At 42.8% G+C, this 16,581-nt stretch carries 18 protein-coding genes and 1 pseudogene; 6 read left to right on the top strand and 13 right to left on the bottom strand.

Features of this window, described 5'->3' with window-relative positions; all coding sequences use genetic code 11:
• The first annotated feature begins 32 nt into the window (after positions 1-32).
• Positions 33-608, top strand: coding sequence for a dihydrofolate reductase family protein (locus MKY99_RS15360; RefSeq protein WP_076299809.1), 576 nt, complete (start codon positions 33-35; stop codon positions 606-608).
• 160 nt (positions 609-768) lie between these two features.
• On the opposite strand, the gene MKY99_RS15355 is transcribed toward MKY99_RS15360, so the two are convergent.
• From MKY99_RS15355 to MKY99_RS15330, 6 genes are all read right to left on the bottom strand, one after another.
• On the bottom strand, positions 769-1,716 hold the full coding sequence (locus tag MKY99_RS15355) for an ABC transporter substrate-binding protein (RefSeq protein WP_339264781.1): 948 nt from the start codon (positions 1,714-1,716) through the stop codon (positions 769-771).
• A 28-nt stretch (positions 1,717-1,744) separates the two neighbouring features.
• A complete protein-coding gene (locus tag MKY99_RS15350) occupies positions 1,745-2,791 on the bottom strand; it encodes an NAD(P)/FAD-dependent oxidoreductase (RefSeq protein ID WP_339271662.1) in 1,047 nt (348 codons plus the stop codon).
• A gap of 26 nt (positions 2,792-2,817) precedes the next feature.
• Positions 2,818-4,122 carry an NtaA/DmoA family FMN-dependent monooxygenase gene (locus MKY99_RS15345; protein ID WP_339264779.1) on the bottom strand — a complete coding sequence of 435 codons (1,305 nt, stop codon included), beginning with the start codon at positions 4,120-4,122 and terminating at the stop codon, positions 2,818-2,820.
• A 215-nt stretch (positions 4,123-4,337) separates the two neighbouring features.
• Positions 4,338-5,135, bottom strand: coding sequence for an AraC family transcriptional regulator (locus MKY99_RS15340; protein ID WP_339264776.1), 798 nt, complete (start codon positions 5,133-5,135; stop codon positions 4,338-4,340).
• Between the two features lie 138 nt (positions 5,136-5,273).
• Positions 5,274-5,558 (bottom strand): Fe-S cluster assembly protein HesB, encoded by a 285-nt coding sequence (locus tag MKY99_RS15335; RefSeq protein WP_339264774.1) that lies wholly within the window; start codon positions 5,556-5,558, stop codon positions 5,274-5,276.
• A 23-nt stretch (positions 5,559-5,581) separates the two neighbouring features.
• Positions 5,582-5,938 carry an iron-sulfur cluster assembly accessory protein gene (locus MKY99_RS15330; protein WP_339271660.1) on the bottom strand — a complete coding sequence of 119 codons (357 nt, stop codon included), beginning with the start codon at positions 5,936-5,938 and terminating at the stop codon, positions 5,582-5,584.
• 296 nt (positions 5,939-6,234) lie between these two features.
• Between MKY99_RS15330 and MKY99_RS15325 the strand changes: the two genes are divergently transcribed.
• Positions 6,235-6,900, top strand: a complete 666-nt coding sequence (locus tag MKY99_RS15325) for a metalloregulator ArsR/SmtB family transcription factor (protein ID WP_339264772.1) — start codon at positions 6,235-6,237, stop codon at positions 6,898-6,900.
• A 477-nt stretch (positions 6,901-7,377) separates the two neighbouring features.
• Here the strand turns inward: MKY99_RS15325 and MKY99_RS15320 are convergent, their stop codons facing one another.
• Together MKY99_RS15320 and MKY99_RS15315 are read right to left on the bottom strand one after the other, a co-directional pair.
• Positions 7,378-7,674: a hypothetical protein gene (locus tag MKY99_RS15320; protein ID WP_339264770.1), complete on the bottom strand. Its 297-nt coding sequence runs from the start codon at positions 7,672-7,674 to the stop codon at positions 7,378-7,380.
• 61 nt (positions 7,675-7,735) lie between these two features.
• Positions 7,736-7,801 carry a hypothetical protein gene (locus MKY99_RS15315; protein ID WP_231573487.1) on the bottom strand — a complete coding sequence of 22 codons (66 nt, stop codon included), beginning with the start codon at positions 7,799-7,801 and terminating at the stop codon, positions 7,736-7,738.
• 53 nt (positions 7,802-7,854) lie between these two features.
• On the opposite strand from MKY99_RS15315, the pseudogene MKY99_RS15310 reads away from it, so the two are divergent.
• Positions 7,855-8,131 (top strand): annotated as a pseudogene (locus MKY99_RS15310) (class I SAM-dependent methyltransferase); the annotation flags it as partial.
• A gap of 95 nt (positions 8,132-8,226) precedes the next feature.
• On the opposite strand, the gene MKY99_RS15305 reads toward MKY99_RS15310, so the two are convergent.
• A complete protein-coding gene (locus tag MKY99_RS15305) occupies positions 8,227-8,415 on the bottom strand; it encodes a hypothetical protein (protein ID WP_339264768.1) in 189 nt (62 codons plus the stop codon).
• Positions 8,416-8,486: 71 nt separating this feature from the next.
• Entirely contained in the window at positions 8,487-8,756 is a 270-nt protein-coding gene (locus tag MKY99_RS15300; RefSeq protein ID WP_149645694.1) for a hypothetical protein, read from the bottom strand.
• Between the two features lie 239 nt (positions 8,757-8,995).
• On the opposite strand from MKY99_RS15300, the gene MKY99_RS15295 reads away from it, so the two are divergent.
• From MKY99_RS15295 to MKY99_RS15285, 3 genes are all read left to right on the top strand, one after another.
• Complete coding sequence (locus tag MKY99_RS15295) at positions 8,996-10,189, top strand: MFS transporter (protein WP_339264765.1); 1,194 nt, start codon at positions 8,996-8,998, stop codon at positions 10,187-10,189.
• On the top strand, positions 10,190-10,648 hold the full coding sequence (locus tag MKY99_RS15290; RefSeq protein WP_042188408.1) for a heme-binding protein: 459 nt from the start codon (positions 10,190-10,192) through the stop codon (positions 10,646-10,648).
• Between the two features lie 289 nt (positions 10,649-10,937).
• A complete protein-coding gene (locus MKY99_RS15285) occupies positions 10,938-11,672 on the top strand; it encodes an IclR family transcriptional regulator (protein ID WP_339264763.1) in 735 nt (244 codons plus the stop codon).
• Positions 11,673-11,772: 100 nt separating this feature from the next.
• Here the strand turns inward: MKY99_RS15285 and treR are convergent, their stop codons facing one another.
• From treR to treC, 3 genes are all read right to left on the bottom strand, one after another.
• Positions 11,773-12,492, bottom strand: a complete 720-nt coding sequence (gene treR, locus MKY99_RS15280) for a trehalose operon repressor (RefSeq protein ID WP_042188406.1) — start codon at positions 12,490-12,492, stop codon at positions 11,773-11,775.
• 164 nt (positions 12,493-12,656) lie between these two features.
• A complete protein-coding gene (gene treP / locus MKY99_RS15275) occupies positions 12,657-14,627 on the bottom strand; it encodes a PTS system trehalose-specific EIIBC component (RefSeq protein WP_339264760.1) in 1,971 nt (656 codons plus the stop codon).
• A 50-nt stretch (positions 14,628-14,677) separates the two neighbouring features.
• Positions 14,678-16,381: an alpha,alpha-phosphotrehalase gene (gene treC / locus MKY99_RS15270; protein ID WP_339264758.1), complete on the bottom strand. Its 1,704-nt coding sequence runs from the start codon at positions 16,379-16,381 to the stop codon at positions 14,678-14,680.
• Positions 16,382-16,581 lie beyond the last annotated feature (200 nt).

Raw genomic sequence — 16,581 nt, 5'->3', positions numbered from 1 at the left:
AAATATCACTCATGAACAAAGGAGAACTGAAAATGAGAAAACTCGTTCTATTTCTTCACGCATCGCTTGACGGTTTTGTAGAAGGGCCGAATGGTGAAATGGACATTGGCTGGGTTTCCTATGATGCTGATTTGGAGAAACATGCGAAAGAAATTCTGAGTACTGCCGACACTGTCCTTTGGGGACGTGGGACTTATCAGATGATGTATAGCTACTGGCCATCTGTGCCTTCGAACCCATCAGCTTCGCAGCATGAACGGAATCATGCCGAGTGGATCGAAAAGACAGCTAAAATCGTTTTTTCCACGACGCTGGAGAAAGTCGAATGGAATAATTCCAGACTCGTGAAAGAAGATGTCGAGAAAGAGATCAATAACCTCAAACAGCAGCCAGGCAAGGATATGGTTATCCTCGGCAGTCCTAGGTTCGCACACCACCTCATGCAGCTTGATTTAATTGATGAGTATAAAATTACGGTTTCTCCCGTTCTGATCGGTAAGGGATTGCCGTTATTCCAAGGTCTCAAGGAGAAGATCAATCTTAAGCTAATCGAAAACAAAACCTTTGATTCTGGAGCCATAGGCCTCGTTTACCAGACGGTAAGATGACCTTGTCGCTTAAGGTGATTATGCTAACGGGGAACGTTATTGGAACGACAACAGCTGCAATCTAATATTTTATTTTCACCAAACAACAGGTCAAGATATTTATCTAAATAACAAAAATCCGATTGCGCCCAGCAGCGTCAATCGGATTTTTGTATATTAATTATTGTTCAGCCGCCAATTGCAGGAAATGTTCTGCAGCTAAACGGACAGCCAGGATACTTGCGCTGTTTAGTGAATTATCAAAGATAAGAACATGATTGTTTTTTACTGCTTCCAGTGAGTTCCACGCTTTTGAAGTTTCCTTCTCCTTGATGGCCGCCTTTGCGATATCCATATCATGCTGGATAATAATATAATCGGGATTCATGCTGTATAGACCCTCCAGAGAAAGCGCCCCGCCCTCTTCGGGATATCCCTTTGGTGGCAACAACCCAAAGCCCACAGTTTGATTGTAGTACATCGTGTTTTTAGAGCCTTGAGCATTAAAATTAGCTTTTCCATCGACCCGTAGCAAGGCAAAGGTCTTATTTTCAAGACTATTTAACTGTTTTTTCGTATTGGCTATCATTTCTTGTGTTTCCTTAATGGCTTGTTCTGCTAACGTCTCTTTTCCAACAATCTGAGCACACAGCATCATCGTTTTTTCCCAGGTATCGGTGTAGTCAATTAAGATGACAGGTGCAATCTTATTCAACTCATCATAATTGCTATCAACAGAACCCTTGAAGGTTACAATCACATCAGGCTTTGCATCCATGATCATTTCCAGATTCGCATTGCTATTGCCCAAATCAATAATCTCAGCAGTTCCGGCATAAGGCTGTAAAGTAGCGAAATCTTTTATTGCTTCTGCTGCGTTAGTTGATGCGATTGGAGGCGTATCTAGAGCAAAAAAGTAATCCAAATACAAAGGATGAAGAACCGCTATCCGCTCAGGTCGTGTCTTGAGCACCACTCCATTGTCGCTGGCATCTGCAATTGTTCTTGGCCATCCCGCTTCCTCGATCTTGCCGACTTCAGGTGCAGGTGTGACTGAAGTTTCGGAACATCCAGCCAGTAATCCTGCTATTATAATTAAGGATGCAATCCATCCAAATAGTCTATTCATTTGGCTCCTCCTTGAGTTGTTATCATTACTATCTGTATAAATGCTTCATTAAATCACGGTTTTTCTGTATGAACAGGTCATTGTGCGAAGACACCATCCCGGTCGAATTTGCCTCTGGCGTGATGTATTGTTTGGCCTGGTTTACTGCATTGGCAGAATCCTGGAACGCTCCCGCTATCAGGTGCAGCTTACCTTCATGATGCAGAACATCACCTGCCGCATAAATACCCGGCACGGATGTCCCGCTCATTGCTGATCCTGAAATCCGATGTTCCCACAGATCAATTTTAATTTCACTGTTCACCAGTAGTTCCTTGTCGCGTTCATAGCCGTGATTAATGATGACCTCATCAACGGACAGCTCAAATGCTTCTCCGTTGTCATTGCTTTTTAGCAGTACTGTCCCTATTCTTTCGTGATCCGGTGTGGCAATCAATTTTTCGATTGAAGTATTTAACAAGCACACTACGCCATTGTTCGCCAAGCGTGAAATATCGGCTTCATGCCCCTTTAAGTTCTCTTTCCGGTACGTTAAATACACCTTCTTGGCAATCGGGGCCAGTTCGTTCGCCCAGTCAACAGCAGAATTTCCGCCACCCGATATTAGAATAGTCTTCTCTTTGAAGCGGGCAAGTGACTTCACCGTATAATGCAAATTTGTGATTTCAAATCTTTCGGCACCCTCGATTTCAAGCTTGATCGGCTTCAGAATGCCTCCTCCAATGGCCAATATTACAGTTCTAGTGAAATGCTTCCGGTTTGCATCCGTGTGCAATATAAAGTAACCTGCTTCATCTTTCGAGATGGATGTGACCTTTTCATTAAAAGCAACCTCCGGCTGGAACGTCATCCCTTGCGCAACCATTTGTTCAATAAGCTGCGAGCCAAGAATAGGTTGTAAGCCTCCCACATCCCATATCATCTTTTCCGGATAGACATGCACCTTGCCGCCAAGTACAGGCTGAAATTCAATGATTTTGGTCTTCATTTCGCGGAGTCCACTATAAAATGCAGCAAATAATCCGGCCGGACCGCCGCCAATAATCGTAACATCAAACATTTCCTCTTCATGCATCATTCAATCGCCTCAACTCTCTTTTTTTATATCCCTAGATGCTCACGAAAAGTGCACCCCGTATATTCACTTCGAAACAAGCCTCTCTCAACCAGCTTCGGTACCAGCTTCTCAAAAAACAGTTCCATAGATTGTTCTGAACCGCCCGGCAAGGCGATGAAGCCATCCATAGCCCCCGCTTCAAACCGCTCAATAATATCGTTCAGTACATCCTCGACTGTCCCGACAGATACCCAATGAGCAGATCCGACAACCTCCGGCCTGTCCAGGATCTCTTTCACTGTAGGCTGGTTTTTGATAATATACCGCCGCAATAGTTCGGCATGTGTCCGACTGCGGACGGCCTGATTTGAATCGGGTAACATATCAGCAGTTACGCGCCTATCTATGGAATAACCGGTTAAATCAAGACCTAACACCGATTTAAGCGAAGCATGTCTGCGCTCAAGACTTAAATTCGCATGTGCGGTCTTATGTAATTCAAGCGCTTCTTCGCGCGTATCAGCCAGGAAAAAATATAAGCCCGGCAAAACTCTGATGGCATCCGGATCACGTCCCTGCTCTGCCGCTCTTTTTCTCAGATCATTCCTTAGCTCCACTCCTGATTCGATATCCGGCATTGCTGCAAAAATAGCATCTGCAACGGAAGAAGCGAAATTCCGTCCAATATCCGAAGCGCCGGCTTGAAATAGCGGAGGCGTTCCTGACCTGTGAGCAGGCAAAGTAATCGGTCCTTTTACACTGAAAAATTCACCGGAATGATTTATAGCAGTTACTTTATCCTTATCCGAGAACATACCCGACTGACGGTCGATAACAATCGCCTCATTCGGAAAACTCTCCCACAGCTTGCATACAACATCTGTGAACTCTTTTGCCTTGGCATATCTCTCTTCCGGTGAAGGCATAGGTGAATCGCTGAAATTATCGGCGCCTTCAATAGAAGTGACAATATTCCAGCCAGCACGTCCATTGCTCAGCCAGTGTAAAGACTGAAGCTGTCTTGCTACAACGTAAGGCGGATTAAAAGTGGTAGAAATCGTGGTCACCAGTCCGATCCGCTCGGTTTCACGGGCTATCGCTGCAAAAAACAATGCAGGGTCCGGGCTGCCGAAATTAGAGGAATCCCCTAACATCTGCGGGCTAACATACAGATAATCAGCCCTGAATAGAAAATCGAGCTTAGAATTCTCCGCCATTTTTGCCAAATCAATATAATATTCGATAGACCCCATCTTTTCGACTCCGCTATCCGGGTGCCGCCAGCCGTCTCCTTTCATCCAGGTTGCATTTAAGGACAACCCAATACATAATTGTCTGTTTCCTGTCATATCTACCAGCCTTTCATTTATAAATCAATTTACTGATAATGATTCTCAGTTACAAGGGTGAGTTTATCAAAAATTTAAATAAATTCAAATGTACAAATCTCAAATTCTACATGCATCATTATTTAATCTAAATAAAAAAGTCTGCACTTCTGGTTCATCACCAGTAGCTGCAGACTTAATTCAAGTATAAGAAACTCGATATGTATATTATCTAATTATCTATAGGCAGAGGGAGAAACACCGAATTTCTTTTTAAATAATCGGCTGAAATACAGCGGATTGTCATAACCGACACGGTCCGCAATCTCGTGAATAGGAAAATTGCCTGCTTTGAGTAAGTCACAGGCTCGTTCCATACGATAATTAACGACATAGTCGATTGGACGCAGCCCCGTGTATTTGTGAAAGAAGTAAGAGAAGCGGTTCGTACTCATTGCATGCCGTTCCGCTAACTCACCGAGTGTAAGTGAATTCATATAATGGAGTTTAATGTATGCAAGGGCTTCATCAACCATCTTTTGATTCGGTGAACTGTCGTTCTCTCTGTAACTGCAAGCAATCAGAACCTGATGCATTAGGCTTAAGAACAACTCTTTGATACGCAGCTTTCCAATTTCTCCGGATGGATGAGTATTCTGATGAAGCATGATTAGTAATTCAATAATTTTTAGATTGGCTCCTGGCTCCAGCTTGAAATGAGAGTCAAATTCGGTAGTACAATTCATTTCTTCTGGCATATCCAATTTATAAAAAAGGGAGTAATACTCAAGCTCTGATTGTCCTATTACCTGTGAATCCATTTGCATACCTGGAGCCGCATGAAAAACTGACCCTGGCCGTAATTCATATACGGTTCCATTCACACGTATTCTGGCTCCCCCGCGAATGATAAACAGAAATCCATGCTTAACGGTGGTAAATTCACTTAATAAACTTTTGGGCTGGATGACTAATCTGCTTCTATCTTCTATATCATAGACACCTTTAGTAAATGCCTTTGCTAATTTGTCCAAATTTATCAATGTTCTGCACCTGCTTCTGTTAAAATCAGATCCCATTCTGATATTTATTTAAAATAGTATAGACAAAAGCGTGCGAAATTGCTAGAAGTGTAGTAGATATTCTACTGTACATTGCACTCAAAAAGATGCTCAGGAGATTTTGGTTGAAAATATGCCGTCTTCATTACAATCAATTTGAAGAAGTTCATCCTGTAAAATCCAAACATCAGTGTTTTCAACAAAGAAATGAAATCTACCAATGGATTGAACCCATGCTGGATCGATCGGTGTAGCACTTGCATTAATTCCAACAGTGAAGGCATCTGAGCCTCCACCGGAATATTTTGCATAAATTCTTACATATTGGCCCTCTTCCAAATCCCATTCATTCTTAAATGAATCCAATGCTTTTTCGGATACTGCAAATGATATCATTCCTCTTCTCTCCTTTCTGCTGTTTAATCACATTTTTTTATTTCGCCACGATAATTGGCCATTCTGAAACTGGCTCCGCATCCACATGAAGCTTTTGCATTAGGGTTATTCATAGTGAATCCGCCTACCATTCCACTCTCTTCATAGTCAATTTCAAGCCCGTCAATATATGCAATACTATTCGGGTGAACCAATATACTAAAATCCTTTTTATTTAATACAATGTCCTCTTCTGCCTGCTGTTCATCTACGACTAGGGTGTAGGATAATCCACTGCATCCCCCTTCATCAACACCCACTCTAAGGAATGGATTTCGGATATTCGCACTTAATAAGATTTCGGCGATTTTTTCTGATGCCTTATCACTGACCTCGATGATCATTGTAAACTCCTCCTTCGGTTATTTGTTTTTCAAACCTAAAGATTGGATACCCGTTCCTATCTTGGTATACGTCCTATGGATAGTACAAAATAACGTGGGCTGAAAATGCTTTGATGATTAGAAGGCATGAAATGTGACCTCCAAGAAAATTGGTATGTATACATCGTATCCGACACTTAGTAAACATTTTTGTTTATAATGTCTAAGCTACAGTTCAGCTTTGACTTTGTCAACATTTTTGTTTAAAATGTAGTCTGTGATGTAGATTTAGTTGCTTCAAAAGGAGGTGCACCTTGAGCCGAAGTCATACCAAAAAGGATGTCTCAACCAAGACCCGAAGAGCGATCATTGATCTGTTAAAGCAGCAAGGGGGAATGGATGTTATGGCACTCTCCTCCCAGTTTTCGCTATCTGGAATGGCTATTCGTCAACATTTGAATGCGCTGAAAGAAGAAGGGTTGGTAACTAACAAAGAAGAGTCCCGTCCCATGGGTCGACCCACCAAGCTATGGATCTTAACTCCCGCGGCCGATCGGTTTTTTCCAAGCGGATATTCGGATTTATCCGTCAGTTTGATCAATTCTATGAAAGAAGCTTTCGGAAATGAGGGGCTGGACAAGCTGCTGGCTGTTCGAAATAAGAATATGCAAGAACAATATCTTCAGCATCTTGGTGATACAACAGACGTTAGAGAGAAACTGGAGAAGCTGGCCGAGATTCGAACAAATGAAGGTTATATGGCCGAGGTTAAGGAGCAGGAAGATGGCAGTCTTTTATTCATTGAGAAACATTGCCCGATCTGTGAAGCTGCTGCTGTGTGTACCGGGTTATGTAAGAATGAGTTGCATCTATTTAAAACTGTTCTAGGAAATAATGTTCATATTGAACGAGGGGAGTACATTTTAGCGGGAGGAAGAAACTGTGTATATACGGTTAGGCAAAATAAGCTGCCGTTTTAGCGACTTTTAAAGGGACTATGTTCTTGTCCCTCCATCTTAAAACTGGCGGTGCGACGGATGAAAGAACCAGCCGCCTATGAGATTTATGGGAAGTAGCTAATTTTTTCAGATTATCGAATACACTAGTCCATTCCCAATACCTTGAAAATCTACAAGCTCACAGCCTATCTCCCCCTATACACATAGTTAGTAATGCCACCATCGCACGATTACATACAAAGGTAACTTCTCACGCTTCTTAAAAAGTAAAAAGAAGATGCCTAATTCAGCTAACAAAATGGTAATGTTCACTATCGAGATCTTGAAGTATACCATACCCCAATCCCAGGAATAAGGTGTATAATCAGCAATCACGACCCATGCTCGACAACAGGATCATGATTTCTTCTGCCGATGTTATTTCCATCGTATAATTCACCCCCTGCGGTAATATGAAGAACAGAATTTAGAGTGTACTAAATTCTTTGTCCTTGCCTCCTACGGATTTACACCGATTGAGAACGGACGTGCACCTACAGGAATAACACTAATCACAGCCTGGGTAACCATATTCGTAACCCCGTCAATGACGGTAACAATATCCGAGTTGAATTCAGCTACATAAATAGAATTGTTTAAGGAATTCACACCTATCCCCGTTGGAAAAGGAGAACCGCCGGCGGGAATAATGGTAGTCACCACAGTGTTTGTTAATCCGTCAATGACAGTAACAGTATTATCATTAAAGTTGGCAACATAGATAGCATTGGTAGAGGTATTGACCGCTCCGTCCATAACGGATAGTTGTTGCTGTTCAAATTAGCAACATAAATACGATTGGTTAACGGGTTTATGGCTACCCCGGAGGATTCACGCCTACAGGGATGACTACTATCACCGCACCTGTTACTCCGTTGATCACAGAAACATCATTGCTATTGAAATTGGAAACATAAATGCGGTTAACGGAGCCTGTGTGTCTATACAGAAAATGAAATTCTAGTTTTTAAAAATTGTTATTTCGATGAATCTTGGTATTCAGTATCTCTTGACGAAAGTACGCTAACATAATCGGATCCGATAGTAAATTATCAACCTATGTAAATGCACTCACTAAAGAGGGATTTGTCATTGAGCAAATGATTGAGCAATCTGATGATAACTTATGTAGTTGCGGGACGATAAAAGCGATTTTTCAAAAAAAGCAAAAATGCTTCCTGTAACTTCTGTAATTAAAGCAAGAAAACTCTAGCATCCGATACCTATTGAAACAACACCTTACAACGTAATAATTATTAAATAAGCCGATCCAGAAAAGGATCGGCTTATTTAATAGCTTTTTTAACGTCAATCTTGTCTGTTCTCAACAGATTTCATGCGGTTTTGATCGTCAGGCACTCGATCATTACTGAATTCCTGGCCTGCTTCTACTTCACCATGACCGGAAACACTTCGGGCAAAATTTGTGAACTGCCTTTTTTGCTCATCTAGCTTGTGTTTACTCTTAAGAAGCTCCTGCGGATCCTGATTTGTCATAATGCTATCCTCCCAAAATGGAATCATGCAGTTTATTCGCACTACAGAAGTTTTCCATAATAGAGCGGTGCTTATGCAAGAATTTCAAATACTTTATTCAAAACAAGGTATTCTAAAACAATGATCCCAACGCAAAGAATAATAAAAAACTGAAGTCTTGCCGTATTCATTCTATCCTTCCAATACTCTCCTCGGAATAATGAAACGATGTTAGGTGTAAAAGTATGTCTGATCGTTTCGTTATAATCATCATTATCCACAAAGAACACGCGAAACAATACTTTATATACTGGAATATTTAAGAACAGTAGAAAAATGATCATCACAAGATCGAGACTCAATTTACTCGCCTCCCAAGATTCACTTATCCTAATTTTACCACATGAATAACTCTAGACATTGTAGGTCGATGACAATTTTATAATCGCTTCGTTCAATAAAAAAGACCACCATTCGATACTCTAATTGGTAATATCATTGTATCCACCGAGAGAAAGTTTCTTTTATAGAAACTTTCTCTCTTTATTTGAGCTTATTCAAGTTCTCTCTTAATATTGACCTACATAAAGGAGGTGAAAGTATGAATTCAAAAATCTTAATAGCACTAATGTCACTTGCACTAAGTGCTTTTGCCATTGGAACAACAGAATTTGTTATTGTTGGTATTCTGCAAGAGGTAGCTTCAGATCTTGGCATATCGGTTACACAAGCTGGGACTCTGGTGTCTGGGTATGCAATTGCCCTTGCTATTGGAACCCCGATTATCGTTGTTATTACAGGTAAATTTCCTAAAAAAGGATATCTACTGTTCCTCATGATCGTATTCACTGCAGGGAACGCTCTGGCAGCGTTAGCTTCTACCTATTCCATTTTGCTCTTAGCAAGGATAATTACAGCTGTTGCACATGGTGTGTTTTTCGCTGTTGCAGCTACAGTGGCCGCAGATATGGTCCCTACTAACAAAAAAGGCACCGCCATCTCCATCATGTTCACCGGGTTAACCGTCGCTACCATTCTAGGTGTTCCCCTTGGGACATATATCGGTCAGGAATTTGGATGGCGGATGTCATTTGCGGTGGTTGCAGTATTAGGACTAATAGCTTTGTTTGTCACTATTATTGCCGTGGAAAAAATTCCGCGTTCAATTCACTCACCGAGCCTTAGAGATGTTGGTAGTCTGATTGCCAATCCACGTATCATCGCTGCACTGCTAATGACAGTACTGGGTTTCGGCGGAACCTTCGCCTTATTTACGTATATCTCTCCTATCCTTAAAGAGATAAGTGGATATTCAGCCTCGTCTATTTCATGGCTGCTGTTGGTTTACGGAGTTGCTGTGGCAATTGGGAATATTATTGGGGGGGAATTAGCAAATGGACATCCTGTAAAGTCGCTCCGATTTGTATTCCTGTTTCAGGGCATTGCTCTGCTGTTGCAAATATGGCTGCTACCCAACAAGACGTTCACCATTTTATCCCTTATATTAATGGGGTTCTTCGCTTTTATGATGTCTTCCGGCGTACAGGCTTACATTCTAATGCTTGCAGATAAGATGGTACCTTCTGCTAAGGATGTCGCCTCTGCATTAAACATCTCTGCATTTAATATTGGGATAGCTGCTGGTTCTACATTAGGTGGGCTTGCAGTAGACCATTTGTATATTATGGATACGGCCTGGATCGGTTCAATTATGGCTGGATTGGCTTTTTTACTCGCAGCTATAAACTACAAAATGGATAAGAAACAGAATCTTTATGTTGAGGAGAGAGGATAAATGGATTTAAAAGCATTAGACCTATTAGAGAAGGAATTGGAATTCACAAGTTTTAGCCATCAAGATGCACTCGCTATTGGCAACCGGATTGTGCAGTGTGCCCAAGATAACAAAGTAGCGGTAGCCGTGCATATTGAACGTAACCGAGTTCCCGTGTTTACGCATCTAATGGATGGTACTTCGGAAGAAAACTACGAATGGTTATTTCGCAAAAAACGGATCGTTGATCATTATAACCGAAGTTCTGCCTACATTGAGCAACGCTTTATCCAAAGTGGTGCTTCTCACACAGAACACTCCCTGCTTTCCACGTCAGAGTATCAAGCAGTGGGTGGTTCTATTCCCATCCGTGTCAAAGGTGTTGGGGTTGTCGGGTCCGTAACAGTCGGGGGTTTGACCGGCGAGTTAGATCATGCTTATGCAGTTGAGGGCATTCACCTGTTTTTAAAAGGCGAATAAGTGTCATAGTTATGGTCATGACCATAACTACTTTAATATAAATGAGAGGGTTAGGCGTAAAGCTCAACCCCTCTCATTTTCATTCATAATAGTTCATCAAGAGCCATTTTCGATGTAATCTTTGTGTTTCCCAAATAACCCCTTTGTAGAACAGACTAATTCATTGAAATGCGTTGAGGTTCTCTGGCGAAAGAACTAACCAGTATAATGTTACTTTATATAAGCTAAAATGGAATTAAATGTTTTTATTTGTATGCCAATAATTCAATTATAGTTTTGAGGTGAATCAATGGATCAATATGAGGTTGCAACCCTAAAAAAAGGTCTACTCATTCTAGACGCTCTGCAGCAAGGTGAACCCATGAGATTGACTGAGATTATGCACCGGTTTAACCTTAATAAGTCAACAACTTTTCGTCTGCTTTATACGCTGGAATTGACAGGTTTTATTCAAAAAGAAGGTCACACGTACAAAGCTTCTGAATTAAAGGGGCACCATTCATCATCTGCTAACACTCGACTTAATTGGTTAGTTATTCCATCCCTGCATCAATTAGCGAATGAACTTGGCGAAACCGCATATATTGGGATTTTAGATGGTATGAAAGTCATGACAGTACAAGTGGTGGAGAGCAATCATGCCATCCGTAGCCACACACACGTGGGTGATTCTGCTTATGCCCATCTCAGTGCCTTTGGAAAAGTAATCCTGGCGCATCTAAGTGATGAACAACTAAAAGAAATGCTTACACATCTTACCCAGTACAAAGCAACAAAGCATACTTTTGACGACAACCATTTATTAAAAGAGCATCTTTATGTAATCCGTCAACAAGGATACGCCATTGATGATGAAGAAACAGAAGTGAGTTTACGCTGCGTTGCTGCACCTATATTTTATAATGGTAAAGTGATCGCTGCATTGGCTATATCCGGCCCTGCTGCACGATTGAACCGAAAGAGAGACCGTGCGGTAAGTAAAATATTGAAGGAATGCAGTGCACAGATTTCCAGTCAACTTTGACACGCTCAACTATTCAAATTTCAATAATTCACACCAATAACACCATCTGACGCGAAAAAAAGGCGTATCCCAAACTGGGACACCCCTCTTTAAGCTTAGCTTAACGTTTCACCCTTCGAGCAAAATCCACGAACTGAAATTTATCCAGTCGATGCCTGGACTCGGTATATTGGAAAAGCACCGTGTTCTCCAAATAAACATAGTTTCGTACTACTACAATATGCGTGTAACTCTTCAAATCAAGCAGTCTATGATCCTCCTCGGTAGAAGGCTCAACGGATATCAGCTTCTTCGCATAACTGATTTTAAGACCCAACTCCTGCTCCAGATAATCATAGAGTGAGCCTTCCGCGATTTCCTCGCTTAGGAATGGAACAATATCCGCCCGGAAATAATCCTTATCCAAAATGATCCGATCGCCTTCAATCTCTCTGGCACGAATAACTTTCCAAACCAGGGTTTCAGGCGGAATCTGTAGGTGTCTGGCGAGCGCGGAGCCTGCCGGCTCACTTATCGTCCGCTCTACCAGTGTCCGCGAGGCAGTACCCAAAGTATCGGCCATCTCTTTAAATGAAATCAGACCGGTAACGGGGAAATCCATTCTCGTCATATCAAGCACAAAGGAGCCTCTGCCCTTAATTTTGTGAATGTATCCTTCACGGAACAGCAGGTTCAGCGCTTTGCGAACGGTCTCTCGTGAAGTGCTGTAAGCTTCAGCAAGTTCACTTTCAGAGGGCAGCTTGGTTCCCGGCAGCAGTTGTCCAGAAAGAATTTGGTTGCTGTACTCATTATAAATTTGCAAATATTTATTTTCTCTCAATTTTGATCACCGCCCTTTATTGTATCACGTCATGCCTTTAGAAGCATCGATTCAATTGGAGGGGAATTTATAGCGTGGAACATATGAATTCTTATATTTACAGAAAGACAGCCCCCCAGGGGCTGTCTTTCTGTAATATAAAGTCTTTGCCAATATAGCCTGTATCAACCCTTGAGATGAATAGTCAAGATGCTAGATTGTCTAGCTGCAGCTGGTCCAGTCTTCTCCTCAATCTTCTCCACCATATCCTGACCTGCAGGAATGATGATTGGAGTAATCAAAGGGTAACCTGCTGCGCGGATAGCTTCCATATCAAATTCTAGCAGAAGCTCGCCTGCCTGCACCTTGTCGCCAATATTCTTATGTGTGGTAAAACCACTGCCTTTAAGCGACACGGTATTAATTCCAACGTGGATGAGTACTTGTACACCACTAGCATGCTCCAATATAAGCGCATGTTTGCTCTTGATCACATGAGCTACTGTAGCATCAAAGGGTGCATATACTTTACCCTCAGAAGGTTCGATTGCAATGCCTTCGCCCATCTGCTTCTCGGCAAAGGCAGGATCAGGCACCTGTTCTAGGGATACTGCAGTTCCACTGAGCGGAGAGATAAGCTCCAGAATATTCACGGATTCCTGTGACTCTTGAACTGTAGGGTGGCTGTTCAAATTGTCTGTCTCGCTCACAGTAGTAGTAGCCTTTGTAGCTGAGTTCTTTTCGGAACGCCCCACCACAGAACGGCCGTAGAGTACAGTAGCGACAAATGGCACAATGAGAACAATAAGCATGCCAATGAAGAACACGCCCCACTGGTTCGGGAATATCGAAAGGAAGCCGGGAATCCCGCCTACGCCAATGGAAGAAGCGCGAACCTGATTAACGGTAAGAAGCATACCGGCAATCCCTGAGCCGATCATCCCGAAGATGAAAGGATAACGATAGCGGATATTCACTCCGAAGATCGCCGGCTCCGTCACACCGAGGAATGCAGAGACTGAAGATGTAGCCGCCAAGCCTTTTGCCTTTTGTTCTCTGACTACGAACATCATTGCCAGTGCCGCGGCACCTTGTGCAATATTGGATAACGCTAACATCGGCCAGAGGAAAGTGCCGCCCTCGCTGCCGATGAGCTGCACATCAACCGCCAAGAAGGTATGATGCATACCAGTGATGACCAGAAGCGCATAGAATCCTCCGTAAATCAAGCCACCAAGGAGCGCAAAATGATCAAATACAAAGATCAGGCCAGAGGTGATGGCATTGGCAATGCCAAACGTAACCGGTCCGATAATGGTGAAGGCCAGAAAACCTGTAATCAGTAAAGTCACTGGCGCAACAACCAGCAGTTTAATGGAATCATGCACCCGTCGGTTGAGGAACTTCTCCAGCCTTGCCAGAATATAGGCCGAAACCAGCACTGGTAATACTTGTCCCTGATAACCGATCTTCTCCAAATGCCAGCCGAACAAATTCCAGGTTGGAACAGTACCCTCAGTGGAAGCACTTGCATAGTTATAGGCACTTAATAGATCTGGGTGCACGAGAATGAGACCCAAAACGATCCCGAGCAGAGGACTGCCGCCGAAACGTGTAACAGCTGCCCAACCGATAAGTGCTGGTAAAAAGGTAAAAGCTGTGCTGGCAATCGTATTAATAATCGCAGCAATGTCTTTCCATGCGGGATAGACATCCACCAGCGACTGATTATCAAAGAAGATACCAGGCCCGGTCAAAATATTATTGATCCCAAGCAGCAAACCTGCGGTTACGATAGCTGGAAGAATAGGAATAAATATATCAGCTAGCGTCTTGATCGCACGCTGCAGCGGATTCTGTTTTCGGGCAGCAGCGGATTTCACTTCATCTTTGGAAGAACGAGAACCGCCAGTGATCTGAATCATTTCATCGTATACTTTATCTACAGTTCCCGGTCCGATAACGATCTGAAACTGCCCTTGGCTAGAAAATTGTCCCTTTACTAGTTCGTTGCGGTCCAAGGCTTCCGAATCCACCTTGCTCTCATCATACAGCGAGAATCTCAGCCGGGTTACACAATGTGTCGCAACCTCTATATTCTCCTTGCCCCCAACTGCCCGTACAATATCCTCAACATTTTTGCGGTCTATAGCCATATTTTCACTCCTTACATAATTGATTTGTGCTCCTTCTCAAGTACACCTCGTTAGCGGATTAACCACATGTAGGAAGCATAAGGACTAAGCTGAAGCTCTTGTGTTAATGCAGGTGTTTCTGTTGTATTTCCAATCAGAAGCTCGTCTTTACCACTTGATGATAACTCTGCCCAGTGACTATCTTCAAAGCGGAAGGTAATCTCTTTACTGCTGAAGTTCGAGACCACTACAAGCGCCTCTCCATCACCTGTTCTGGCGTAAGCGAACACTTCAGGATGACCATCATCGAGTCTCTTGAATACACCTTCAATGAATATCCCATAATCCTTGCGTAGCGCAATCAGCTTGCGGTAATGATGGAAGATGGAATCGGGATTGGCTAGCTCCTTCTGCACATTGATGTCCGAATACCGCTCATCAACTTTCAGCCATGGAGTACCTGTGGTGAATCCGGCATTTCGGCTTTCATCCCACTGCATCGGCGTACGGGAATTGTCCCGTGAACGTTCCTGAAGAATACTCAGGGCAGTCTTAGGGCTTTTCCCCTGTTCACACAAAATACGGTACATATTCAGTGACTCAATGTCACGGAACTCATCGATGCTCTTCCATACCGGATTTGGCATCCCGATTTCTTCTCCCTGATACACATAAGGTGTTCCCTGAAGGCCATGTAGAGTTGTTGCAAGCAGCTTGGCACTCTCTACACGGTAGACCTTATCATCAGTGAATCTGGAGAGGGCACGCGGTTGATCGTGATTGTTAAAAAATAAGGCGTTCCAGCCCTGACCTTTTTGCATTCCGGTCTGCCACTCTGTGAACAAGCTTTTCATCGCCTCAAAATCATAGGGCATTAGCTCCCACTTCTGTCCATTCGGATAATCGACTTTTAAATGATGAAAATTGAAAGTCATGGAAAATTCCCGCTCTTTAGGACTCGAGTATCGGATGCAATGCTCCAATGTAGTTGAGGACATCTCTCCGACCGTCACCATCTCATACGGACCAAATACCTCTTCGTACATCGCTTTGATGTATTCATGAACCCGTGGACCGTCAGTATAGAACTTGCGTCCATCCCCCGGTGGAACACTCCCGTCATCGTTAGGGAAGCGTTGATCCTTGGAGATTAAATTAATTACATCCATGCGGAAGCCGTCGACACCCTTTTTAGCCCAGAATAGCATCATATCATTCACTGCTCTACGTACCTTCTCGTTCTCCCAATTCAGATCCGCCTGGGTTTTATCGAAGAGAGTAAGATAATTTTGTCCCGAAGCTTCATCAAACTGCCAGGCAGGACCTCCGAACTTCGACTGCCAATTGTTGGGTAAGCCACCGTCCGGAGCGGGGTCCTTCCAGATGTAGTAATCACGATAGGGATTGTTTCTGCTTGAAATGGACTGTTTGAACCACTCATGTTCTGTTGAAGTATGGTTAACCACGATATCGATCATTAGCTTCATTTCACGTCTGTGCAGTTCCTGTACTAACTCGTCGAAATCCTCCATCGTACCAAAATCCGGGTTGATATTTTCATAATCCGCAACATCGTAACCGTTATCATGTTGTGGCGAGACATAGACCGGCTGTAACCAGACAATATCAATTCCAAGCTTCTGCAAATAGTCTAATTTTTCAATAAGTCCTTTAATATCTCCTGTTCCGTTGCCTGTAGTGTCCTTAAAGCTCTTCGGGTACACCTGATACACCGTGGACCGGCGCCACCACTCCGAATACTGGGACTTACTCAAGTTGAACACCTCCAAAAGAATTACTTTATGTCAAATATTAAACCTGTATATACAAGTTCAAACACTTCACACAGTTTAAACCTGTATATACAGGTTGTCAATACTTTTGCTATCTGACTCGGAAAAAGAGTAAAAACTGGCAGTTCTTCTTTAATTAACCCATTTGATAATCAATTATTGTTATTCCTATTTCCTATCTT

The sequence above is a fragment of the Paenibacillus sp. FSL R5-0470 genome (assembly GCF_037975205.1).
Taxonomy (GTDB): Bacteria; Bacillota; Bacilli; order Paenibacillales; family Paenibacillaceae; genus Paenibacillus_AQ.
This window is presented reverse-complemented; position numbering and strand designations above follow the sequence as displayed.